Origin of the sequence: Kitasatospora humi (assembly GCF_020907985.1) — a bacterium.
In the GTDB taxonomy this organism is placed as follows: domain Bacteria; phylum Actinomycetota; class Actinomycetes; order Streptomycetales; family Streptomycetaceae; genus Kitasatospora; species Kitasatospora humi.
This window is the reverse complement of sequence record NZ_JAJJPA010000010.1, coordinates 61,936-85,258: the sequence shown is the minus strand read 5'-3', so window position 1 is coordinate 85,258 and position 23,323 is coordinate 61,936. Positions and strand designations below refer to the sequence as shown.

General features: G+C 71.7%; 21 protein-coding genes and 4 tRNA genes. 17 read left to right on the top strand and 8 right to left on the bottom strand.

Annotation, left to right across the window (positions count from 1 at the left end; translation table 11 throughout):
• The first annotated feature begins 23 nt into the window (after positions 1–23).
• The 6 genes from gyrA (at position 24) to LN042_RS13140 (ending at position 6,425) form a co-directional block, all read left to right on the top strand.
• On the top strand, positions 24–2,642 hold the full coding sequence (gene gyrA / locus LN042_RS13165; protein ID WP_443667702.1) for a DNA gyrase subunit A: 2,619 nt from the start codon (positions 24–26) through the stop codon (positions 2,640–2,642).
• Positions 2,643–2,784: 142 nt separating this feature from the next.
• Positions 2,785–3,480, top strand: a complete 696-nt coding sequence (locus tag LN042_RS37715; protein WP_230051346.1) for a DUF3566 domain-containing protein — start codon at positions 2,785–2,787, stop codon at positions 3,478–3,480.
• A 304-nt stretch (positions 3,481–3,784) separates the two neighbouring features.
• Positions 3,785–5,185, top strand: a complete 1,401-nt coding sequence (locus LN042_RS13155; protein WP_230051345.1) for an SAM-dependent methyltransferase — start codon at positions 3,785–3,787, stop codon at positions 5,183–5,185.
• A gap of 16 nt (positions 5,186–5,201) precedes the next feature.
• Positions 5,202–5,275, top strand: a tRNA-Ile gene (locus tag LN042_RS13150).
• Positions 5,276–6,025: 750 nt separating this feature from the next.
• A complete protein-coding gene (locus tag LN042_RS13145) occupies positions 6,026–6,154 on the top strand; it encodes a DLW-39 family protein (protein ID WP_211786189.1) in 129 nt (42 codons plus the stop codon).
• A gap of 198 nt (positions 6,155–6,352) precedes the next feature.
• Positions 6,353–6,425, top strand: a tRNA-Ala gene (locus LN042_RS13140).
• Positions 6,426–6,498: 73 nt separating this feature from the next.
• Here the strand turns inward: LN042_RS13140 and LN042_RS13135 are convergent.
• Complete coding sequence (locus LN042_RS13135) at positions 6,499–7,248, bottom strand: DUF5324 family protein (protein WP_230051409.1); 750 nt, start codon at positions 7,246–7,248, stop codon at positions 6,499–6,501.
• 151 nt (positions 7,249–7,399) lie between these two features.
• Here LN042_RS13135 and LN042_RS13130 point away from each other — a divergent pair, with 151 nt between their 5' ends.
• Both LN042_RS13130 and LN042_RS13125 read left to right on the top strand, forming a co-directional pair.
• A complete protein-coding gene (locus LN042_RS13130; protein ID WP_230051344.1) occupies positions 7,400–7,924 on the top strand; it encodes a peptidylprolyl isomerase in 525 nt (174 codons plus the stop codon).
• Positions 7,925–8,027: 103 nt separating this feature from the next.
• Positions 8,028–8,945, top strand: coding sequence for a rhomboid family intramembrane serine protease (locus tag LN042_RS13125; protein ID WP_230051343.1), 918 nt, complete (start codon positions 8,028–8,030; stop codon positions 8,943–8,945).
• Between the two features lie 275 nt (positions 8,946–9,220).
• Here LN042_RS13125 and crgA read toward each other — a convergent pair whose 3' ends face one another.
• On the bottom strand, positions 9,221–9,472 hold the full coding sequence (gene crgA / locus LN042_RS13120; protein WP_101380663.1) for a cell division protein CrgA: 252 nt from the start codon (positions 9,470–9,472) through the stop codon (positions 9,221–9,223).
• Between the two features lie 165 nt (positions 9,473–9,637).
• On the opposite strand from crgA, the gene LN042_RS13115 reads away from it, so the two are divergent.
• The 6 genes from LN042_RS13115 to LN042_RS13090 all read left to right on the top strand — a co-directional run bounded on the left by LN042_RS13115 (position 9,638) and on the right by LN042_RS13090 (position 14,052).
• Positions 9,638–10,420: a DUF881 domain-containing protein gene (locus LN042_RS13115; protein ID WP_372495726.1), complete on the top strand. Its 783-nt coding sequence runs from the start codon at positions 9,638–9,640 to the stop codon at positions 10,418–10,420.
• A 97-nt stretch (positions 10,421–10,517) separates the two neighbouring features.
• Complete coding sequence (locus LN042_RS13110) at positions 10,518–10,691, top strand: hypothetical protein (RefSeq protein ID WP_230051342.1); 174 nt, start codon at positions 10,518–10,520, stop codon at positions 10,689–10,691.
• Positions 10,692–10,768: 77 nt separating this feature from the next.
• Positions 10,769–11,431: an aminodeoxychorismate/anthranilate synthase component II gene (locus LN042_RS13105; protein WP_230051341.1), complete on the top strand. Its 663-nt coding sequence runs from the start codon at positions 10,769–10,771 to the stop codon at positions 11,429–11,431.
• A 4-nt stretch (positions 11,432–11,435) separates the two neighbouring features.
• On the top strand, positions 11,436–12,476 hold the full coding sequence (locus tag LN042_RS13100) for a class E sortase (protein ID WP_230051340.1): 1,041 nt from the start codon (positions 11,436–11,438) through the stop codon (positions 12,474–12,476).
• A 35-nt stretch (positions 12,477–12,511) separates the two neighbouring features.
• A complete protein-coding gene (locus LN042_RS13095; RefSeq protein WP_230051339.1) occupies positions 12,512–13,228 on the top strand; it encodes a class E sortase in 717 nt (238 codons plus the stop codon).
• Positions 13,229–13,395: 167 nt separating this feature from the next.
• A complete protein-coding gene (locus LN042_RS13090) occupies positions 13,396–14,052 on the top strand; it encodes a BRO-N domain-containing protein (protein ID WP_230051338.1) in 657 nt (218 codons plus the stop codon).
• 115 nt (positions 14,053–14,167) lie between these two features.
• Here the strand turns inward: LN042_RS13090 and pknB are convergent, their stop codons facing one another.
• From pknB to LN042_RS13065, 5 genes are all read right to left on the bottom strand, one after another.
• Positions 14,168–16,252, bottom strand: coding sequence for a Stk1 family PASTA domain-containing Ser/Thr kinase (pknB, locus tag LN042_RS13085; RefSeq protein ID WP_230051337.1), 2,085 nt, complete (start codon positions 16,250–16,252; stop codon positions 14,168–14,170).
• 272 nt (positions 16,253–16,524) lie between these two features.
• On the bottom strand, positions 16,525–17,979 hold the full coding sequence (locus tag LN042_RS13080) for a peptidoglycan D,D-transpeptidase FtsI family protein (RefSeq protein WP_230051336.1): 1,455 nt from the start codon (positions 17,977–17,979) through the stop codon (positions 16,525–16,527).
• A gap of 110 nt (positions 17,980–18,089) precedes the next feature.
• The gene (locus LN042_RS13075) at positions 18,090–19,793 is read right to left on the bottom strand and encodes a protein phosphatase 2C domain-containing protein (RefSeq protein WP_230051335.1); all 1,704 of its coding nucleotides are present in this window, start codon (positions 19,791–19,793) and stop codon (positions 18,090–18,092) included.
• 200 nt (positions 19,794–19,993) lie between these two features.
• Entirely contained in the window at positions 19,994–20,545 is a 552-nt protein-coding gene (locus LN042_RS13070; protein WP_230051334.1) for an FHA domain-containing protein FhaB/FipA, read from the bottom strand.
• An 11-nt stretch (positions 20,546–20,556) separates the two neighbouring features.
• Positions 20,557–21,417, bottom strand: coding sequence for an FHA domain-containing protein (locus LN042_RS13065; protein ID WP_230051333.1), 861 nt, complete (start codon positions 21,415–21,417; stop codon positions 20,557–20,559).
• Positions 21,418–21,846: 429 nt separating this feature from the next.
• Between LN042_RS13065 and LN042_RS13060 the strand changes: the two genes are divergently transcribed.
• Together LN042_RS13060 and LN042_RS13055 are read left to right on the top strand one after the other, a co-directional pair.
• Positions 21,847–21,930: transfer RNA gene (locus tag LN042_RS13060), tRNA-Leu, on the top strand.
• A gap of 176 nt (positions 21,931–22,106) precedes the next feature.
• A tRNA-Leu gene (locus LN042_RS13055) sits at positions 22,107–22,190 on the top strand.
• A 70-nt stretch (positions 22,191–22,260) separates the two neighbouring features.
• On the opposite strand, the gene LN042_RS13050 is transcribed toward LN042_RS13055, so the two are convergent.
• Entirely contained in the window at positions 22,261–22,455 is a 195-nt protein-coding gene (locus tag LN042_RS13050; protein WP_230051332.1) for a hypothetical protein, read from the bottom strand.
• A 207-nt stretch (positions 22,456–22,662) separates the two neighbouring features.
• On the opposite strand from LN042_RS13050, the gene LN042_RS13045 reads away from it, so the two are divergent.
• Complete coding sequence (locus LN042_RS13045; protein WP_230051331.1) at positions 22,663–23,322, top strand: MOSC domain-containing protein; 660 nt, start codon at positions 22,663–22,665, stop codon at positions 23,320–23,322.
• The last annotated feature ends 1 nt before the right edge of the window (position 23,323 follow it).

Genomic DNA, 23,323 nt, shown 5'->3' with positions numbered 1-23,323 from the left:
GCGTGAAAGGAAACTGACCAGCAGTGGTCGACGACAACCGCCCCGAGAGCGAAGAGCAGCCGCAGGCTGCCCAGGCCCAGGGCGCGCTGCGGATCGAGCCGATCGAGCTCGAGACCGAGATGCAGCGCTCCTACCTCGACTACGCGATGAGCGTGATCGTCTCCCGCGCGCTGCCCGAGGTCCGCGACGGCCTCAAGCCGGTGCACCGCCGGGTGCTGTACGCGATGTACGACGGCGGCTACCGGCCCGAGAAGGGCTACTACAAGTGCGCCCGCGTGGTCGGCGACGTGATGGGCAACTACCACCCGCACGGCGACACCTCGATCTACGACACCGTGGTGCGCCTGGCGCAGCCCTGGTCGATGCGGATGCCGCTGGTCGACGGCAACGGCAACTTCGGCTCCCCGGGCAACGACCCGGCCGCGGCGATGCGCTACACCGAGTGCAAGATGGCGCCGCTGTCGATGGAGATGATGCGCGACATCGACGAGGAGACCGTCGACTTCGCCGCCAACTACGACGGCCGCTCGCAGGAGCCGACCGTCCTGCCGGCGCGCATCCCCAACCTGCTGGTCAACGGCGCCACCGGCATCGCGGTCGGCATGGCCACCAACATCCCGCCGCACAACCTGCGCGAGGTGGCCTCCGGCGCGCTCTGGGCGCTGCAGCACCCGGACGCCTCCAACGAGGAGCTGCTGGAGGCCCTGATCGAGCGGATCAAGGGCCCCGACTTCCCGACCGGCGCGCTGATCGTCGGCCGCCGCGGGATCGAGGAGGCGTACCGAACCGGGCGCGGCTCGATCACCATGCGCGCGGTGGTCGAGGTGGAGGAGATCCAGGGCCGCCAGTGCCTGGTGATCACCGAGCTGCCGTACCAGGTGAACCCGGACAACCTGGCGCTGAAGATCGCCGACCTGGTGAAGGACGGCCGGGTCGCCGGCATCGCGGACGTCCGCGACGAGTCCTCCTCGCGGACCGGCCAGCGCCTGGTGATCGTGCTCAAGCGCGAGGCCGTCGCCAAGGTCGTGCTCAACAACCTGTACAAGCACACCGACCTGCAGACCAACTTCGGCGCCAACATGCTGGCCCTGGTCGACGGGGTGCCGCGCACCCTCTCGCTGGACGCCTTCATCCGGCACTGGGTCAACCACCAGGTCGACGTGATCGTCCGGCGCACCCGGTTCCGGCTGCGCAAGGCCGAGGAGCGGGCGCACATCCTGCGCGCGCTGCTCAAGGCGCTGGACATGATCGACGCGGTGATCTCGCTGATCCGCGCCTCGGCGTCGGCCGACGCCGCCCGCACCGGCCTGATGGACCTGCTCACCATCGACGAGCTGCAGGCCAACGCGATCCTGGAGATGCAGCTGCGCCGGCTGGCCGCCCTGGAGCGGCAGCGGATCACCGACGAGCACGACGAGCTGCAGCGCAAGATCGACGAGTACAACGCGATCCTGGCCTCCCCGGCCCGGCAGCGGGAGATCGTCTCCGAGGAGCTCACCGCGATCGTCGAGAAGTACGGCGACGAGCGGCGCTCCACGCTGATCCCCTCGGACGGCGACCTGTCGATCGAGGACCTGATCGCGGAGGAGGACATCGTCGTCACGATCACCCGTGGCGGCTACGTCAAGCGGACCCGCTCCGACCTGTACCGCTCGCAGAAGCGCGGCGGCAAGGGCGTGCGCGGCGCCCAGCTGAAGCAGGACGACATCGTGGACCACTTCTTCGTGACCACGACCCACAACTGGATCCTCTTCTTCACCAACAAGGGCCGGGTCTACCGGGCCAAGGGCTACGAGCTGCCGGACGCCGGCCGGGACGCCCGCGGCCAGCACGTGGCCAACCTGCTGGCCTTCCAGCCGGAGGAGCACATCACCCAGGTGATGGCGATCCGCACCTACGAGGACAAGCCCTACCTGGTGCTGGCCACGCGTGAGGGCCTGGTGAAGAAGTCCCCGCTGAAGGACTACGACTCGCCGCGCTCCGGCGGCCTGATCGCGATCAACCTGCGCACCGACGAGAACGGCCGCGACGACGAGCTGATCGGCGCCGAGCTGGTCTCCGCCGACGACGACCTGCTGCTGGTCTCCAAGAAGGCCCAGTCGATCCGGTTCACCGCCACCGACGAGGCGCTGCGCCCGATGAGCCGGGCCACCTCCGGCGTCAAGGGCATGGCGTTCCGCGAGGACGACGAGCTGCTGTCGATGAACGTGGTCCGCCCGGGCACCTTCGTCTTCACCGCGACCGACGGCGGCTACGCCAAGCGGACCCCGGTGGCCGAGTACCGGGTGCAGGGCCGCGGCGGCTTCGGCATCAAGGCGGCGAAGACCGTCGAGGGCCGCGGCTCGCTGGTCGGCGCGCTGGTGGTCGAGGAGACCGACGAGATCATGGCCATCACCCTGTCCGGCGGGGTGATCCGGACCAGGGTTTCCGGGGTCCGTGAAACCGGACGTGACACCATGGGCGTCCAACTGATCAACCTCGGGAAGCGCGACGCGGTGGTGGGCATGGCCCGCAACGCGGAGGCCGAGGAAGAGGAGATCGCCGACGGTACGGCCGAGGCTGTCGAATCGGTCGAGGGCGCGGGCACCGACATTGTGGCGGATGCCCCAGCCGGCTCGTCCGAAGCGGCTGACCAGGGCTGACGGTGGTGGGGCAGCCGGTACCCCCGCCGTTCGACGGGGGCACCGGCTGCCCCGGTTTCGGGCTTCTCAGCTTGATGCCGCACAGTGGAGTGTCGACCGGGACGTGGCCGCGTCCCGGGCAGGAACTGCGGGAGGAACCAGAGTGAGTGGGACCACGGGTGCTGCGGGAGGTGCCGCGCCGGGCGGTGCGCCGTTCGGAGGTGTTCCGCAGCCGTCGGCCGAGCATCCGGCGGCGTCCACCTCTGTGATGTCCTCGGTGGGCTCCACCGGCGGCTACAGCGGTGGCACGGCCGACAAGCCGACGGTGCCCCCGCCGGGTCAGTCGGCGGCCGGCGGGTACTCCCAGCCGACCACCTACACCAAGGGGCAGCCGGCCGCCGGGCGCGGCACCCGCGCCCCGGGCCAGGCGGGCCAGTCGGCCCCCCGGCCGGCCGCCGCGGCGCCGTCGGCCGGCTCCGGCCGGACCCGCAAGGCGCGGCTGCGGGTGCTCAAGGCCGACCCCTGGTCGGTGATGAAGGTCAGCTTCCTGCTGTCGCTGGCGCTCGGCATCATCATGATCGTGGCCGCCATCGTGCTCTGGAGCACGCTGGACACCCTGGGCGTCTTCGACTCGATCGGCAAGACCCTCAAGGAGGTCACCGGCTCGGGCAGCACCGGCACCGGCGGCGTCAACATCATGGACTACGTCGGCTTCGGGCAGGTGCTCACCTGGACCGCGCTGATCGCCGTGGTCGACGTGGTGCTGCTGACCGCGCTCTCCACCCTCGCCGCGTTCATCTACAACTCGGCGGCCGGCTTCACCGGCGGCGTCGAGCTGACGCTGGCCGAGGAGGAGTGACCCGACCCGGGCGGCTCCCGGCTGACCGCGCGTCAGCCTGACACATCGTCACGACTTCACTCAGTACGCACCGGTTCACGAACCAGTTTCGCGAAATCCGGCATAGGCGGGCCCCTTCGGCGGTTTCATCGAAGGGGCCCGCCTCGTCATTCGGGTGACAGCCGTCCGGTCCCGGCGTGCCGCCGGGACTTCGCGCGGCCGTTCGGATTGGCTGGTGCGGCTGCCTGCACGGCTACCGGTACGGATTCAGGGGGCGGCTGCTCGGCGTTCAGCTGTCCCCACGGTTGCGCGGAGGTTCCACACGATGGCTCAGATCGCATCGCAGCTCGTCGAGGCAGTGGAGGGCCTGCTCGGGTCCCGGCTGCCGTTCCGGCTGCAAGCTTGGGACGGCAGCACCGCCGGGGCGGCCGACGCCCCGGTGCTGGTGCTGCGCAACCGGCGGGCGCTGCGCCGGCTGCTCTGGGCCCCCGGCGAGCTCGGCCTGGCCAGGGCCTACGTCTCCGGCGACCTGGAGCTCGGCCAAGGCGAGGACCTCTACGCGGTGCTGGCCGAGGCGGCGCACTTCGCCGAGCGGCCCGAGGTGCGCGACCTGCACCTGGGCCCGGCCGACCTGGCCGGCCCGGCCGGGCGGCGGGCCCTGGCCGCGCTGGCCAGGGCCGGCGCGCTCGGCCCGAATCCCGCGCTGCCGCCCGAGGAGGCCCGCCAGCAGGGCCGGCTGCACAGCCGCAGCCGGGACCGGGCCGCGATCAGCCACCACTACGACGTGGGCAACGAGTTCTACCGCCTGGTGCTCGGCCCGTCGATGGTCTACTCGTGCGCCTACTGGGCTCCGGAGGGCAAGAGCCTGGAGGACGCGCAGTTCGCCAAGCTCGACCTGATCTGCCGCAAGCTCGGCCTGGAGCCCGGCATGCGGCTGCTCGACGTCGGCTGCGGCTGGGGCTCGATGGTGCTGCACGCGGCCGAGCACTACGGGGTCACCGCGGTCGGCGTGTCCATCTCCGCCGAGCAGGTGGCGCTCGCCCGGGAGCGGGTGGCCGCGGCCGGGCTGGCGGACCGGGTGGAGATCCGGCTGCAGGACTACCGCGAGATCCCCGACGGGCCCTATGACGCGATCTCCTCGATCGGCATGGCCGAGCACGTCGGCAGCGCCCAGTACCGGGTCTACGCGGAGGGCCTGTACGACCTGCTGGTCCCCGGCGGCCGACTGCTCAACCACCAGATCGCCCGCCGCCCCGACCGCCCCGGGGTGCCGCACACCCCCAGCCCCTTCATCAACCGCTACGTCTTCCCGGACGGCGAGCTCTCCCCGGTCGGCAGCACCGTCTCCTCGCTGGAGGAGGCCGGCTTCGAGGTGCGCGACGTCGAATCGCTGCGCGAGCACTACGCCCTGACGCTGCGCGAGTGGGTGGCCAACCTGGAGGCCAACTGGCCGCAGGCGGTCCGACTGGCCGGCCGCGGCCGGGCCAGGGTCTGGCGGCTCTACATGGCGGCCTCCGCGCTGGCCTTCGAGGAGAACCGGATCGGGATCAACCAGGTCCTCGCCGTGCGCACCACCCCCAGCGGCACCAGCGGCCTCCCGGCCACCCGCGAGCAGTGGCTGCGCCGCCGGTCGACCGGGACCGGAACTGCCGAGGTGAGGCCTGCGATCGGGGGGCCGAAGGAGGGCCAGGGTATCGATTTGGGAGATCGGCCGTCGGTCCGCTAATCTTTCAGTGCGGCAAGGGCCTATAGCTCAGACGGTTAGAGCGCTTCCCTGATAAGGAAGAGGCCACAGGTTCAAGTCCTGTTAGGCCCACCTGCGGAAACGCCCGCTCACCGGGATCGGTGAGCGGGCGTTTCGTTTTGGCGGCGGCTGCGCGACGGACGGGAGCGGCGATGCAGCGGAGCTGCGCGGGTGCTGCGGGCCGGGAACGAGGCCGTCTGCGCCCTGCACGGCGGCAGCTGCGACCTGGGCAACCCCGGTGCTGGACGACCGGCTGGAGCGGTTGCCGACGTACGACCGGGCCGGCGTGTCGCGGCTGTGCGACGCGGCCTGCGGCTTCTGGTGGCGAGCACTCGCCCCGAGTCCGCCGACCAGGCGCTCACCGGCTCCCGTCCGCCGGCCGGGGTGCGGCGCTTCGCGGTGCTCGCCGACGGCGTGTCGCGGCTGGTGGAGCGGTACGGCCGGAGCTGGGCACGCTGGAGACCCCGGACGAGCGGGGTCCGGGCGCGGTGCCGGCGGTCGTGCGGGCCGCCGCGCACGCGGACCCGCCCGGCCGGTTCCCGGCAAGCGGCACGACGACGCCACCGTGGTCTTCGGCCGGACCGGCCCCGCCGATCGGCCGTCCTGCGCGCCGTGACGTCAAACCGTGGGCCGCGTCCCCATGTTGGGGCGCCGGATAGCCGGTCTCGAACAGGACACGGGTGTGTATCATCGGCCGCAGGGCGGTTCGGTCGATTTCGGTCGCCAACCACACCCCGCACATCACAGGCCCGCCACCCCGGCCGCCCGGCCGGGACCCTGGCGGGTGAGTCCCCGAACTGCTGAGAAGGACGAGGTCCCGCGGTGAAGAAGCTCCTCCTGGTCGCCCTGGTCGCCCTCGGCGGCTTCTTTGTCTACCGTCAGGTCCAGGCCGACCGCGCCGAGCAGGACCTGTGGACCGAGGCCACCGACCCGATCCCGGCCGGTCGCTGACCTCAGGTCGCCGCGGCGGAACGCGGGAGGTCCGCTCGGGACCTCCCCGCCGCTGCTCCTGCCCACCCGGTGGGCCGGACACCCGCGCACGGCCCCCGGTCATGGGGCCCCTGACCGGCGGCCGGGGGAGGGCGGGAGGTGCCCCCAGTCCGGTCGACCCGGTACGCTGTTCTCCGATGGCGCCACGGGTGCCGTCCCGGGGCTTTAGCTCAGTTGGTAGAGCGCTGCCTTTGCAAGGCAGATGTCAGGAGTTCGAGTCTCCTAAGCTCCACGGAAACGCCGATGGCCGGCCTGGTCCTCCAGGCCGGCCATCGGCGTTCCGGCGCACTGCGTCCGGCGGTGCGTCAGACCGGTCCGCTGCCGTCCGGCCGGTCGTCCTCGCCGGTCTGCCCGTCGGGTCGCTCAGCCGCCTCCGAGGCGTCCCCAGCGGTGCCGGTGGCACGCGAGGCCGGGTGCACCGGGTTCAGCGGGTGCTGCACCTCGGGCGGCTCGATCAGCCACTCCGGCTCGCTGCGCCGCCGGTACCAGGCCCAGAGCAGCACCCCGCCGCCGATCGCCAGCAGCCCCACCGCGGCCAGTGACCCGCGGCGACCGCGCTCGGCCCGGGCGGCCCGCCGGGCCTCGGCGGTCATCCGACGGCGGCTGCAGCCGCAACGCCGCGCCGCCGGCTGCTTGCCCTGGAGGGCGGACAGCGCGGCCGCACCCCGGGCCTGGGCCTCCTGCACCACCGGCAGCGCGGCGGCCCGGGCGTGCTCGGCCGAGTGCCGGGCGTGCAGCGCGGCCTCCTGGGCCCGGTGGACGGCCTTGACGGCGTTCTCCTGGCTCTTCGGTGGCAGCGCGGCGAAGGCCTGTCCGACTCGCGGTGCCAGGCCGGCGCGGGCCGACTGGGCCGCCTGCAGCCCGCCCGCCCTGGCTTGGTCGACGGCCGCCTCCAGCCGCGGCCCCAGCGCCTCCAGGGCCGGGCCCAGCCGCTGCCGGGCTCCGTCCGCGTACTGCGCCGCGGTGTCCCGGGCCGTCGCCGCATAGGGCGCCAGCGTCTCCAGGGTCCGGCCGGCCGTCTCACGTGCGCCTTCGAGGGAGGGCACGGCGGGCATACGGGTCACGGAAGATCCACCTCCTGGGGTGTTGTAGCGGCACTTATCCACCTGATTCGAGATCATGCATGCCGTTTTATCCCTTTGCATGGCAGGCTGGGCCGTCTGCCATGATGCAGAGGTCAGTGACCAAGAGAAGGAAGGCATCCTCGTGGCCGAGGAACTGTTCGCGACCCTCAAGACGAACCACGGCGACATCGTGGTCAAGCTCTTCCCCAACCACGCCCCCAAGACCGTGGCGAACTTCGTCGAGCTGGCCGAGGGCACGCGCGAGTGGACCGACCCGCGCACCGGCCAGAAGACCAATGCCAAGCTCTACGACGGCACCATATTCCACCGGATCATCGACGGCTTCATGATCCAGGGCGGTGACCCGCTGGGTCAGGGCATCGGCGGCCCGGGCTACAAGTTCGGCGACGAGTTCCACCCCGACCTGGCCTTCACCAAGCCGTTCCTGCTCGCCATGGCCAACGCCGGCCCGGGCACCAACGGCTCGCAGTTCTTCATCACGGTGGCCCCCACCACCTGGTTGACCGGCAAGCACACCATCTTCGGCGCGGTCGAGGACGAGGCCAGCCAGAAGGTCGTCGCCGTGATCGCCGGTGTCAAGACCGGCCCCAACGACCGTCCGGTCCAGGACGTGGTGATCAACTCGGTGGAGATCACCCGCCGCTGACGCCTGTCGGCGTCCCCGGCGCGGCAGTAGCCTTGACGGTCCCGGTGGTCCGCCACGCGGTGGTGGGCCCCGGGACTCGTCATGCCAGGCAGAGAGAGGCGCGATGACCCAGGGCGACCCGACCGGTCCGGCGGCACCCACCGGAGCCGGTGCGCACCGGCTGCCGCGCTGCTACCGGCACCCCGAGCAGGAGACCGGGGTCAGCTGCTCGCGCTGCGGCCGGCCCATCTGCCCCCGGTGCATGGTCGACGCCTCGGTCGGCTTCCACTGCCCGGAGTGCGTGAACGGAACCTCGTCGCATCCGCCCGCGCAGCAGCCGCAGCAGTCGCAGGTGCCCACCACCCGGTTCGGCGGCAAGCTCACCGGGGACGGCAGCCTGGTCACCAAGATCCTGATCGGGATCAACCTGGCGCTGTTCGTGGTGTCCTCGTTCCTCTACAAGCCGCTGACCTACCAGTGGGACCTGGCCAGCTGGGTGGACCAGTACGGCCACCTGCACGGTGTGGCGGGCGGCGAGTACTACCGGCTGTTCACCGCGATCTTCATGCACCAGCCGACGAATCCGCTGCACGTGGGCTCCAACATGCTGGCGCTGTGGTGGATCGGCCCCAACCTGGAGCGGGTGCTGGGCCGGCTGCGGTTCCTGGCGCTCTACGTGGTCAGCGGGCTGGCCGGCAGCGCGCTGGTCTACCTGGTGTCGGGGAGCGGCACCGCCTCGCTGGGCGCCTCAGGAGCGATCTTCGGCCTGTTCGGCGCTACCGCGGTGCTGTTCCGGGCGGCCCGCCAGCCGATCGGCCCGGTGGTCGCGCTGATCGTCTTCAACCTGGTGATCACCTTCTCGGTGCCCGGCATCGACTGGCGGGCGCACATCGGCGGGTTGGTCGCCGGGACCGTCACCGGGATCGGCCTGATGCACGCGCCCCGGGCCCACCGCGATCTGGTGCAGGCCACCACCGTGGCCCTGATGCTGGCGGCGATCGTCGCCGTGGTCCTGGTGGAGACCGCCCGACTCAGCGGCTGAGCCGCACAGTTGTCCACAGTGCGCAGTGATGTGCACACAGTCGGTGCCCGCCTGGTCTACGCGCGTCCCGCTGCGGGATCGTCAGGCGATCCGGAGATCGCACAGAGTTATCCACAAGGTGGGTCGACTTTTCCCCACTGTGGATAACCATGTGGACAAGCGGACGGTATGACCGACCCGCGCCGCGCGCGGACAGCCCGGCGGACCGCTCCGCCGGGCTGCGGCGAAGCGGTCCTCGTCCCCTCGGTCAGCGGGGGCCGCTCAGGGCGCGGGCGCTACTTCCACTGGGTGGAGACGCCGAAGCCCCCGGCGATGAAGCCGAAGCCCACCAGGATGTTCCAGTTGCCCCAGGCCCGCACCGGGTAGCTCGCACTCGTCACGTAGTAGGTGACGATCCAGGCCAGCCCGATGAGGAACAGTGCCAGCATCACCGGAGCGACCCAGGTGCGGCCCGAGCTGATCTTGACTGCGGTCGCCGTGGTCGGCGGGGTGTAGTCGGACTTCTTGCGGAGTCGAGACTTCGGCACGAGGGGCTCTCCTGTCGATGCGCTGTGAGACCGCGCAGGGTGCAGCGGGGCGGGGCGGCGAATGCGGAGCCGGGTCGGTACAGAGGAGACCGGGAGGTACTCCGCAGATGCCACCGGCGTCCGTTAGCGTAGTGGCTCGCCGGGTCGGAAGGAGATAAGGGTACGGTGCCGAATTCCGAGAATTCCGGAGAGCAGGACCCCCCGGAGGGCATCGGCCGCCGAAACTCCACCCGAATTGTCGGTCGTGCCCTGACCTGCGGTGTCTTCGCCCTCGCGGGTGTCCTGTTCTACGTCAGCGCGCACGCCTCCCACGGCATCGACCTGCGCTCGGACAACTCGCTGCTCCGCCTGGGCGATCTGATACAGCAGCGCAGCGACCAGAACCGGCAGGCCCAGGCCGACCTCTCCGAGCTCCAGCAGCGCGCCGACGCCCTGACCAGGCAGCAGGTCGGCGACCCGGCCGACGCCGACCGACTCGCCCAGCAGCGCCGACTGGCCGGCCTCGACCAGCTGCAGGGCCCCGGCCTCACCGTCACCCTGAACGACGCGCCGGCCGACGCCACCGCCCGGATCCCCGGCGTCCCCGAACCAGGCGTCAACGACCTGGTGATCCATCAGCAGGACATCCAGGCCGTCGTCAACGCACTGTGGCGCGGTGGCGCCGAAGGAGTGCAAGTGATGGACCAGCGGCTGATCGCCACCAGCGCGGTCCGCTGCGTCGGCAACACCCTGCTGCTGCAGGGCCGGGTCTACTCGCCGCCGTACGTCATCCGGGCCGTCGGCAGGACGGCCGACCTGCGCGCCGCGGTCGACGCCGACCCCTCGATCCGCAACTACCTGCAGTACGTCGCGGCCTACGGCCTGGGCTGGAAGGTGCAGGAGACCGGCGACCTCACCCTGCCCGGCTACACCGGCGGCACCGACCTGCACGCCGTCACCGGTCAGTAGCACCCCTCGCGCCGGGGCGCGGGAAATTTCCCGGTCCGGCCAACGGCCGTGGCTCGCGGTCTACTCTGGTGCCCACGGCCCGACTGTAGGGAGCACCATGTACGCCTGGATCTGGCGGCACCTGCCGGGGAACACCCTGGTCCGCGCGATCATCTCGCTGCTGCTCGTCCTCGGCGTGGTCTACCTGCTCTTCCAGTACGTCTTCCCGTGGGCGGAACCGCTGCTCCCGTTCAACGACGTCACGGTGAACAACGGCGGTGGCCACGGCTGACCGTCCCCCGGCCGCCCGGACCGGGCACGCCACCTCCCGCCAGCAGTCCCGCCCGCACCCCACCGGAGTCAGCAGCCATGGCCTCGACCGTCACCACCCCGCGCATCCTCGTGGTGGACAACTACGACAGCTTCGTCTTCAACCTGGTCCAGTACCTCTACCAGCTGGGCGCCACCTGCGAGGTGGTGCGCAATGACGAGCTGACGGCGGGTCGGGCGGTGCGGCGCGACGGCGAGCGGGGGTACGACGGGGTGCTGCTCTCCCCCGGCCCCGGCGCGCCCGAGGAGGCCGGGGTCTGCATCGAGATGGTGCGGCACTGTGCCGCCATCGGACTGCCGCTGTTCGGCGTCTGCCTGGGCCTGCAGTCGATCGCGGTGGCCTACGGCGCGGTGGTCGACCGGGCCCCCGAGCTGCTGCACGGCAAGACCTCGCTGGTCGAACACGAGGACGGTGGTGTCTTCGCCGGCCTGCCCTCGCCGATGACCGCCACCCGCTACCACTCGCTGGCCGTCGAGCCGACCACGGTCCCCGCCGAGCTGGTGGTCACCGCGCGGACCGAGAGCGGTGTCATCATGGGGCTGAGGCACCGGGAGCTGCCCGTGGAAGGGGTGCAGTTCCACCCCGAGTCGGTGCTCACCGAGGGGGGACACCGAATGCTGGCCAACTGGTTGGCCGAGTGCGGCGACCCGGAGGCGGTCGGCCGATCGGTCGGACTCGCACCGGTGATCGGCCGGGGTTGAGGCGATGACGGCCGTGCGCCCGGAAGGGCGCCGAGACGAGGGGTACGGCGGTCGGTGGCAGGAGCCGCCGGCCGGGGCGCACCAGGGCGAGTCCGACGGCTGGGGGGTCTACCAGCCCGTCGAACCGGCGGTCCCCGCGGCCGAGCAGCCGGACTACCCGGCGCCGGAGTATCCGTGGCTGGCCGATCAGACGCTGCAACTGCGGGCGGTCACCGTGCCCGCGCAGTCGGCCGGCCGGTCGGGCGAGCAGGGCGGCCGGAGCGAGGGGCGGCGCGCCCAGGGCCGGGTCGGGGTGCGCTCGGGCAGCGGCCGCCGGCGGTCCACCGGGCGACGCGGGCCGGTGGTCCGGCCCAAGGAGCGCAAGCGGGTGATCGCGGCCCGGCTGGTCGGCGAGCTGTTCATCACCACGGGCCTGGTGATGCTGCTGTTCGTCGCCTACCAGCTCTGGTGGACCAACGTGCAGGCCGATGCGATAGCTGACGGCACCCGCGACAAGCTGGAGCAGCAGTTCGACCACCCCACCGCACCGCCGCCCGGCCCCGGTCAGTCCGCGCCGCCGCCGGCGTTCGCCCCCGGCAAGGGCTTCGCCATCATCCACGTGCCCAAGATCGGCCTCACCGACCCGGTCGCCGAGGGCACCGACACCACCAAGGTGCTCGACCACGGCCTGGTCGGCCACTACACCGGCACCTCGATGCCCTGGGACCCGTCCGGCAACTTCGCCGTGGCCGGTCACCGCACCACGCACGGCCAACCGTTCCGCAAGCTCGCCGAGCTCGCCCCCGGCGACAAGATCGTGGTGGAGACGGGCACCGACTACTACACCTACGAGGTGGAGGGCGGCATCCCGGAGACCCCGCCGACCAACGTCTCGGTGCTGCAGGCGGTCCCCAAGGGGTCGCCGTTCACCCAATCGGGGCGGTACATCACCATGACCACCTGTACGCCCGAGTTCAGCGCCAGGGGTCGGCTGATCGTCTTTGGCAAGATGATCGATGACCGACCGAGGAGTCAGGGAGAGCCGCCGGCCCTCACCAGCCCCTGACCCGAGGCTTCTCCACCCACCGGGAGCGAGGCCGCATGGCGCAGCAGCCAGCCGGGAGCACCAGGCTGCCGCGCCGCCGCTCGCCGACCGCCCGGGTGCTCGGGCTCGCCGGTGAGCTGCTGGTCACCCTCGGGGTGGTGCTGGCGCTCTTCGTCGCCTACTCGCTCTGGTGGACCGACCTGCTGGCGGACCGTCAGGCCGACCAGGACGGCCGGCGGCTGCGCGGGTCCTGGACGGTTCCGGGTGACGCGGCGCCGGCCGGCCTCGACGCCGGGGGCATCGGGTTCCTGCACGTGCCGGCGATGGGGCGCGGCTACTCGGTGCTGATCAAGCTCGGCACCGACCCCGCGGTGCTCAACCAGGGCGTCGCCGGGGTCTACACCCAGCCCTTCGGCCCCGCGATGCCGTGGGACCCGTCCGGCAACTTCGCCCTGGCCGCCCACCGCGACGGCCACGGCGCCCGGTTCCACGACCTGGACGCGGTCTCCAAGGGTGACCCGATCGTGGTGGAGACCCGCGACCACTGGTACGTCTACCGGGTGGACGCGGTACTCGACCGGACCACCGAGGACGACGTCGGCGTCGTCGCCCCGGTCCCGGCGAAGGCGGGCTACACCAAGCCGGGGCGGTACATCACCCTGACCACCTGCACGCCGGTGTACACCTCGGAGTACCGGACGGCGGTCTGGGGGAGCCTGGTGCGGGTGGACCCGGTGGACGCGAAGCGGACTTTGCCGGGGGAGTTGCGGTGAGGGGAGGTGTAACCACTGGTTGCACCTCCAGGGTTGTCCACAGGCACGAGAGGTCGGTGCGGCCCGCGGTCCTCAGAATGCTTGGAGACCGGGCGCACTCCCGTGCGCCGGGGTGGTGCGCTGGGGCGGCGCGCTACCAGCCGTTCGGGCGAATCGTTTGGGTTGGTATGACGAACATGGAAAACCCGGTCATCCCGTTCGACTTCGAGGGCCGGGAAGTCCGGGTGGTGACCATTGAGGGCGAGCCTTGGTGGGTCGCGGCGGATGTCTGCGCGGTGCTGGAGCACAGCAACTCGCGGAAGGCTCTGCAGACGCTCGACGAGGACGAGGTTGGTGTAACCATTGCTTACACCAGCGTCGGCCGTCGACGCGTCTCCATCATCAACGAGCCTGGCCTGTACTCGCTGGTCCTCCGCTCCCGCAAGCCGCAGGCCCGCGCCTTCAAGCGCTGGCTCACTCACGAGGTCATCCCCGCGATCCGCCGCACCGGCCGCTATGCGCCCGAGCCCGAGCCCGAGGCGGCCCCGCGACCGGGTTGGGCCGAAGCCATGGTCACCGACATCGCCGGCCGGGCCACTCAGCTCTTCGAGCACCGCGTCCAGGAGCTGGAAGCCCGCCACGAGGGCCTCCTGGACCAGGTCACCGCCCTGGAGCAGCGCCACGCCGAGCTCTCCCTGCGGGTGCGGCGGGACGCGGAGCTGCTGGCGGCGATGAGTGCCCGGCTGGCCGAGGTGTCGGGGGCGATGTGGACGCTGGGCGGGCGGGTGGAGCTGCTCTGCACCATGTCCGGCGCGCCGGGCCACGGCCGCCGGCGCCGGTACTGACGGGCTGTGGACAACGCGGCGGGGACGCTGCTCCGGGAAAGGCCAAGGGGCTGTGGGCAACTGACGGGTTGTCCACAGCCCCCTGTGCTCGCTCAGGGTCCGCTACCGGTGGTGCCTAGTTGCCCCCGCCGAGGGGGGGAAAGCCGGTGAGCCCCCCGGCGGCGGGGCTGCCCCCTTTGCCGGGCGGGCTCGCGTTCCCCGGCTGGGTGGTCAGCTGGATCACCTGCGACGGGTCGACCTGCGAACCGGCCTGGGGGTTGACGGCGGTGACGATCGCATTGTCGTCCTGCGGTCCGGCGACCACCGTCGATGCCAGGTGCAGCGCGTTGAGTGCTGCGAACGCGTCCTTGTAGGTCTTGCCGACGACGATCGGCACGGTGACCTTGGCCGGCGGCCCGTAGACGGTCAGCGTGATGGTCGCCCCCGGGGCCGCCTTGGCGGGGCTCTGCGAGGCCACGGTGTTGACCACCTGGCTGGCGTTGGTGCTCGGGGTGCTCTTGCTGGAGTCGACCGAGAAGCCGGCGTTCTTCAGGGTGGCGGTCGCCTGGTCGACCGGCTGGCCGACCACGTTGGGCACGGTGGTCATGCCCGTGCCCTGCGAGACGTGCAGGGTGACCGTGGAGCCGGGAGCCACCTGGGTGCCGGCCGGCGGGTCCTGCGAGATCACCGAATCCTGCGGGACGGAGTCGCTGTTCTCGTAGACCGGCGAGCCGAGCTGGAAGCCGGCCTTCTGCAGCTCGGCGGTCGCGGTGTCCTTGTTCTTGCCGCTCTCGTCGGGCACCTGGACCTGGCTGGGGCCGCTGGAGAGCTGGACGTCGATCGTGCCGTTCTCGGGCATCTGGGTGCCGGCCGTGGGGCTCTGCTGGCAGACCTGGTCCTTGGCCACGTTGCCGCAGGGCATCGCGGCGCCCTTCGCCACGGTCAGTTTGGCGCTGACGTTGTGCGCGTAGTTGGTGGCGTCGTCGAACGTCTTGCCGGCGAGGTTGGGCGCGGCGATCTGCTTGCTGCCGCCGCCGCCCTTGAACATGGCCTGGGCGACGAAGAACGAACCGACCAGCACCAGCACCGCGGCGAGCGCCAGGATGACCCAGGAGGTGTTGCTCTTCTTCGGCTGGTCGTCGCGGCGCCGGCTGCGCGGGACGTCGTCGCCGCCGTCGCCGTAGCCGTCGTCGGGGTAGCCGTTCGAGTCGTAGCCGCCCTGGCCGCCGACCGGCGGGAGCATGGTGGTGGGCGCGGCGGCACCGGCCTGCGGCATCATGCTGGTCTGGCCGTACGGGTCGTGCTGCGCCGGGTAGCCGTGCTGGTCGTAGCCGTAGCCGCCCATGCCGTAGGCGGCGGCCTGCTGGGCGGCCGCGACCGGGAGGCCGTCGAGGAAGCGCTCGATGTCGTCGCGCATCTCGTCGGCGCTCTGGTAGCGGTAGTCACGCTCCTTGGCGAGCGCCTTGAGCACGATCGCGTCGATCTCCGGCCGGACCTCGGGGTCGTAGCTGGACGGCGGCGCGGCCTCCTCGCGGACGTGCTGGTAGGCGACCGCGACGGGCGAGTCGCCGACGAACGGCGGGCGCAGCGTGAGCAGTTCGTAGAGCAGGCAGCCGGTGGAGTAGAGGTCGGAGCGGGCGTCCACGGTCTCGCCCTTGGCCTGCTCGGGCGAGAGGTACTGGGCGGTGCCGATCACGGCCGAGGTCTGGGTCATGGTCATGCCGGCGTCACCCATCGCACGGGCGATGCCGAAGTCCATCACCTTGACGTTGCCCTGGCGGGTGAGCATCACGTTGGCCGGCTTGATGTCCCGGTGCACGATGCCGGCGCGGTGCGAGTACTCCAGCGCCTGGAGGATGCCGATGGTCATCTCCAGCGCCCGCTCCGGCAGCAACCGGCGCCCGGAGTGCAGCAGTTCGCGCAGCGTGGAGCCCTCGACGTACTCCATCACGATGTACGGGATGGAGATGCCGTCGATGTAGTCCTCGCCGGTGTCGTACACGGCGACGATGGCGGGGTGGTTGAGGGAGGCGGCGGACTGGGCCTCGCGGCGGAAGCGGGCCTGGAACGAGGGGTCCCGCGCCATGTCCGCCCGGAGCGTCTTCACTGCGACGGAGCGGCCGAGCCGGGTGTCATGGGCGAGGTAGACCTCGGCCATGCCGCCGCGTCCGAGGACGCCGCCGAGCTCGTACCTGCCGCCGAGGCGACGAGGCTCTTCCATAGTTCCGACCCTCTCCCCCACCGTCCGGTGAGGATGTGACGTAGGTGTCCCCGCACGTTCCTGTAGTGACGCTGCTCTCGTCACGCGTGGTTCTGGTGACGATGGTCCCAGCCGCCGCGACGAGGCGGAACCGGGCAGCGGGCAGACCCGCCGCTGGCGGATACGCTACCGGTCGCCGCACGGACAACTCGACACGCCCGCCAGCTGAGACCAGACCGGTATCGGAGCCTACTGGTGTCGGAGACGAAACGCCGCGAAGTGGCGCCGGTCCGTCACTGCTTGCCGATGGCCGCCTGCATGATCTGCTTGGCGATCGGAGCGGCCAGGCTGCCGCCGCTGATCTCCTCGCTCTGCGCGGCACCGTCCTCGACCACCACCGCGACCGCGATCGGGTAGTCGTTGCCGACCTTGGCGTAGGAGACGAACCAGGCGAACGGCAGTCCCTTGTTGTCCACGCCGTGCTGGGCGGTGCCGGTCTTGCCGCCGACCTCGACGCCGGGGATCTGGGCGTTCTTGCCGGTGCCGTTCTGCACCACGTCCACCATCATCTGCTGCAGCTTCTGCGCGGTGGCGGGGCTGACCGACTGGTTGAGCACCTTCTCGGTGTGCTTGGAGATGGTGGTGCCGCCGGCCGAGCGCTCCTCGTCGACCAGGTAGGGCTGCATCTCCTTGCCGTTGTTGGCGATCGCGGCGGCGACCATGGCCATCTGCAGCGGGGTGGCGGTGGTGTTGTGCTGGCCGATCGCGTCCTGGGCGGTGCCGTCGGGGGTGGAGTCGGTGGGGAAGTTGCTGGCCGCGGAACGGATCGGGGTGTCCACCGTGCTGTTGAAGCCGAACTTCTGCGCCTGGGCGAGCAGCTTGCCCCCGCCGAGGTCGGCGCCGAGCTTGCCGTAGACGGTGTTGCAGGAGATCTCGAGGGCGTACTTGAGGGTGGCCTGGCCGCAGTTCTCACTGTCGCTGTCGTTGTGCAGGACGGTGTTGGTGCCGGGCAGGGTGTAGACGTCCGGGGTGTCCGTCTGGTCGTCCGGGCTGTTGTACTTGCCGGTCTCGAAGGCGGTGGCGGCGGTGACCAGCTTGAAGGTGGAGCCGGGCGGGTAGGTCTGGCGGAGCGCCCGGTCGAGCAACGGCTGGTTGGGGTCGTTGGTGAGTGCCTGCCAGGCCTTGCTGTCGGTGTTGGCGACGTTGGGGTCGTAGGACGGGGTGCTGACCAGGGCCAGGATGGCGCCGGTGCGCGGGTCGAGCGCGACGGCGGCGCCCTTCTTGTCACCCATCGCCTGGAAGGCGGCCTTCTGCACGTTCGGGTTGATGGTGGTGATCACGTCGCCGCCGCGCTGGGGCTTGCCGGTGAGCGTGTCCATCGCGTTGCCGAAGGCCAGCCGGTCGTCGGTGCCGCCGAGTATGCCGTTCTCCAGGTTCTCCAGGGCGCTGGAGTCGTACGGCGTGGAGTAGCCGGTGATCGGCGCGTACATCGGGCCGTCGGTGAAGCCGGTCTGGTACTTGAACCGGACGCCGTTGACGAGATTGGACGTGGTGATCGCCTGGCCGTTGGGGCCGCCGACGATGAGGCTGCCGCGCGGGTGGGCGTACGCCTCGTACTGGGGGCGCTCGTTGTGGGGGTTGTCGGCGTAGCTGTCGGCGACCACCGCCTGCACCCAGTTGGCGCGCAGCAGCAGCGCGAAGATCAGCACCATGCAGAAGACGGCAACCCGTCGGATGGGCTTGTTCATGAGGCGGGTCCCCTCCTTCGACGACACCTGGGCAGGCGGCGCATGCCATTCAACCGCACAGGTGCAGGGGTGCTGACCGGCAGGCCCCGGGCCGGCCGGTCAGCGGTGGGTCAGGACGGCTGCGGGCAGGACTTCTGCAGCTCCTGGTCGGCCGCGCTCAGCGACGACTGACCGCCCGGGGTGGCCGGGGCGCTCGGCGAGCCGTCGGCCGCCGGGCTGCTCGGAACGGCCGTCGGCGAGCTCGGCGGCGCGGACGGCTCGCCGGCGCCGGTGCTCCCCTGGCCGGGCGCGGCGCTCGGGGTGGGCGTGACCGGGGCGCCGACCCTGGGTGCGCTCCGGTAGGAGGCCGCGGTGACCGGCTGGCCCTGGCTGTCGGTCGGCTGCTGCTGCGCCACCTTGGAGCAGACGTCGGCCTGGTGGGAGTAGACGCTCACCTTGGCGTTGGCGTCCTCCAGGCTGCTGGCCGCGACGGTGCTCTTGAGCGCGTTCTGCGACTCGACCGGGAGCAGCCGGGTCTGCACGGCCGTGGTGCTGTGCACCTTGGACAGGCTGATGCCGGCGATGTTCTCGTTGATGCCCTGGTAGACCGTGACGTGGCCGTCGCTGATGCCCAGGTAGTACTTGTCCTGGGTCCAGGAGTAGCCGGCGTAGGCGGCGCCGCCGACCAGGGCGAGGGCCACCACGGTGATCGCCGAGCGGCGGAACCAGCGGCGCTTGCGCGGCGGCTGCTCGGCGCCGGCGGGCTGCGCCTCGGGGGACTGGGCCTGGCCGTAGCCGCCCTCCGGGCCGCCCGGGTAGCCGGCGGGTGCCTGGGGGTCGCCCGGGCCGTAGCCCTCGGCCCCGTAGCCCTCGCCGCCGTAGCCGTCGGCCCCGTAGCCCTCGGCGGGGCCGAAGCCGCCCGGCGCCTGCCCGTCGTAGCCGTCGGCCGGGCCGAAGGCGCCCTGCGGCGGCTGCTGGCGGCCCAGCCCGGCGGCACGGCCGGCCGGGGTGTCGATGATCTGGTTGTCCACGGCGGTGCCGTGCGGGCCCTCGGCGATGGCGCCGACCACCACGGGGGTGGTGGTGAACTGGCCGCTGTGGGTGTCGTTGGGGCCGATGTCGAGCACGTCGGCCACGATGCAGGTGATGTTGTCGGGGCCGCCGCCGCGCAGCGCCAGCTGGATCAGCTCCTGGATGGTCGGCTCGGGGGCGTAGAAGCTCCCCAGCGTCTCCTCCAGGGTCTGGTGGCTGACCGGGCCGGACAGGCCGTCGGAGCAGATCAGGTAGCGGTCGCCGGCCCGGACCTCGCGGATCGCCAGGTCGGGCTCGACCTGGCCGCGGCCGTCCAGGGCGCGCATCAGCAACGAGCGCTGCGGGTGGGTCTCGGCCTCCTCGGCGGTGATCCGGCCCTCGTCCACCAGGCGCTGCACCCAGGTGTGGTCCTGGGTGATCTGGGTCAGCGAGCCGTCGCGCAACAGGTACGCGCGGGAGTCGCCGACGTGCACCAGGCCCATCCGCTCGCCGGTCCACAGCAGCGCGGTCAGGGTGCAGCCCATGCCTTCGAGCTGGGGATCCTGTTCGACCATCAGGCGCAGCCGGTCGTTGGCGTTCTGCACCGCGTCGTTCAGCAGGGTCAGCAGGTCGGCCTGGGGGTCGGCCTCGTCCAGCGCGATGAGCGAGCTCAGGGCCTCGGAGGAGGCGACTTCGCCGGCCGCCGCACCGCCCATGCCGTCCGCCACCGCCAGCAGGCGGGGGCCGGCGTAGCCGGAGTCCTCGTTCCCCTCCCGGATCAGTCCCTTGTGGGACCCGGCGGCGAACCGCAGCACCAGACTCATGCGCCCACCCCGCAAAGCCCGGTGAGGTCATTCGCCCACGCGCGCCCTCCAACGACGAGCTCTCCCCCGGCCTTCGGCCGGGGGTGCCCCCATCGCTCGCTCGCGGCGCCCGCTCCCCTCTGCTCCTCGCACAGGGCAGCGGCAGCGGCCGCGCTGCCTTCCCGGCTGTTCATGGACGGGGTGCTGTCCCTCATGCGCTACTACTTCCGCAGTTCGATGACGGTCCTGCCGATACGGATCGGCACGCCGATCTGCAGCGGCAACGGCTGTGTCAGCCGCTGACGGTCGAGATACGTGCCGTTGGTGGAGCCTAGATCCTCCACGGTCCACTGCCCAGTCTGGTCGGGGTAGATCCTGGCATGACGCGAGGAGGCGTAGTCGTCATCGAGCACGATGGTGGAGTCGTGGGCGCGACCCAGCGTGATGACCTGGCCCTGGAGCGCGACGGTGGTGCCGGCCAGCCCGCCCTCGACCACCACCAGCTGGGTGGGGGCGTTCCGGGGGGCCCGGCGGCCGCCGGGCTGCGGCCCGCCGGCCGGGCCGGCGCCCTCTCGGGGGCCGGGCTGCGGGCGGGCCGGTGCGCTGCTCGCGGCGGCCGCGGGGGCGGCCGCGCCCGCGGTCCGGCGGCCGATGCGGCCGGTGCCCCTGGCGCCGAACAGATCGCTGCGGATCACCTGCACCGCCACGATCACGAACAGCCACAGCACGGCCAGGAAACCCAGCCGCATGACTGTCAGAGTGAGTTCGGACACCGCTGCTCGCCCTACCCTTCGACCTGTCGGTAGATGATCGTCGTGGAGCCCACGACGATCCGCGAGCCGTCGCGGAGCGTAGCGCGCTGGGTGTGCTGTCCGTCCACCACGATGCCGTTGGTGGAGCCGAGGTCGAGGACCATGGCCGGGTTCCCGGGGCGGATCTCGGCGTGCTTGCGGGAGACCCCGGGGTCGTCGATCCGCACGTCCGCCTCGGTGGAGCGGCCGAGCACGCAGGCGTTGCCGGTGATCTGGTGGCGGGTGCCGTTGACCTCGATCCAGCGTCGGGTGCCGGCTCCGGTGCCCGAGCCGGGGAACGGGCGGACGTTGCCGCCCGCCGGCGCGGCCGGCGGGGTGGCGGGAGGGGTCGGCGACAGCGGCGCGGAGCCCGCGTACGTCGGCTGGCTGCTCTGCGCCCAGCCCGGGCCCGGCTCGGGCTGGCCGTAGCCGGGCTGCGGGGCGGGCTGCTGGTAGGCGGCGGCCGACGGCTCGGGTGCGTCGCCGGCGAGGGTGCGGCTGCGGACCCGGTAGAGGCCGGTGTCCAGGTCGTCGGCGCGCTCCAGGTTCACCTGCAGCGGGCCGAGGAAGCTGTAGCGCTGGGCCTCGGCGTACTCCAGCACCATCCCGGCGAGCTCCTGGCCGAGCTGCCCGGCGTACGGGCTGAGTCGCTCGTGGTCGTGCGGGCTGAGCTCGACGATGAAGTCGTTGGGGACTACGGTGCGTTCCCGGTTCCAGATGGTGGCGTTGTTGTCGCACTCGCGCTGCAGCGCACCGGCGATCTCCACGGGCTGGACCTCGGACTTGAACACCTTGGCGAAGGTGCCGTTCACGAGACCCTCAAGTCGCTGCTCGAACTTCTTCAGCACTCCCACGGGGCACCCCCTTCCAAGGGCTCTCGGGCTTCCGGTCGGGCCGGGGGCCCGATTGCGGTACTTCCGTACTGATCGTATCCACGCCGCGGCCATCTGTACGGTTCCCCGGCCATGTGGTCGCGGGGCGTGGGATGCCCCACAACGGCCATGTGGCGCGCAGGGACAGGTACCCCCGGCCGGGCGCCGTCATCCGCGGCTCACCCGTTCGTCTCCGCCGTCCCGCGACCGCTCCGGGTGGCGGGCCCGGCGCGGCCGTGCAGGGGGTGCCGGGGGATGGATTCGTAGGTTGGGTCGCGGCCGTGCTAATGTTTTCCACGTCGGAAGGGGCGCCCGAGAGGGAGCCGAAACCGGCCGAGTGGGAAAGAAGCCGGATCGAACCGGTTCGACCTCACCCGGACGATCGGCTAGCATCTTCGACAACACCCAGATGCGCGGGTGGCGGAATAGGCAGACGCGCTGGATTCAGGTTCCAGTGCCCGAAAGGGCGTGGGGGTTCAACTCCCCCCTCGCGCACAACCGGAAGGCCCGGTTCGGAGAAATCCGAACCGGGCCTTCGGCATGTACGGAGGCGGTGCGGCATGGCGCTCCGGGGCTCGCGACCGGGGCCGGAGCGCGCGGTCCGGCCCGGCGGGACGGTCGGCTTCGACCTCACCCGGACGATCGGCTAGCATCTTCAACAGCACCCAGATGCGCGGGTGGCGGAATAGGCAGACGCGCTGGATTCAGGTTCCAGTGCCCGAAAGGGCGTGGGGGTTCAACTCCCCCCTCGCGCACAACCGGAAGGCCCGGTTCGGAGAAATCCGAACCGGGCCTTCGGCATGTACGGGGGCGGTGCGGAAAGGCTCAAGTGTTGCCGCGTTCCTCGGACGGGGTGTGCGGCAGGTTGATCCCGTGGCTGGCGGCCAGCCTGAGCAGCCCGGCGATCCGGCCCTCGCAGGCCTGCACGCCGTCGAGGTCGCCCTCGGCGGTGGCTCTGGCCAGGTCCTCGCGGGCCGCCGCCAGCTGCGCGCGGAGCTCCTCTTCGAACATCCCGGTCATCTGACCAGCATGTGCCCGAGGTGCGGATTCCTCAACCCTGGCCGCCGGACCGGTCCCCGCCGATCCGGCCGCCGCCGATCCGGCAGCGGTGAGGGGCGGCGCGGGCGGTCCATGGGCTCCACCTTGATCCGGGGCGGGGCTGGCGGCCCGATCAGCTGCGCCGTCCGGGCCTGGGTCGGGTCGGGCCGGGCCGGTAGCGTGAGGGGCATGCAACCCCAGCCCTTCATTCGCTCCGTCAACATCGGGACGGCACGGCCGACCGACTTCGCCGCGCCCGGCAGGACCGGGATCGACAAGCGGCCGGTGACCGGCCCGGTGGTGGTCGCGCCTGCGGCGGACGGCAGCGGGGTGGCCGGTGACACCGTCTGCGACCTGCGTCACCACGGCGGCCCCGACCAGGCGGTGTACGCCTATGCGGCCGAGGACCTGGCCGACTGGGCGCTGGAACTGGACCGGGAGCTGCCGCCCGGGGTGTTCGGCGAGAACCTGACCACCGAGGGCCTGGACGTCAACGGCGCGCTGATCGGCGAGCGCTGGCAGATCGGGGACGGACCGCTGCTGGAGGTCTGCGCACCGCGGATCCCGTGCCGCACCTTCCAGGGTTGGCTGGGCGTGCAGGGCTGGGTGCGGCGGTTCTCCGAGCGGGCCCGACCGGGTGCCTATCTGCGGGTGGTCGAGGCGGGGCCGGTGGCCGCCGGGGACCGGGTGCGGGTGGTGCACCGGCCCGGGCACGGGCTGGACGTGGCCACCGTCTTCCGGGCGGTGACCCTGGAGCCGGCGCTGCTGCCCAGGCTGCTGCCGGTGGCCGAGCTGCCGGAGAAGCTGCGGGACCGGGCCCGGCGGCGGGTCGAGGAGAAGGCGGGCTAGT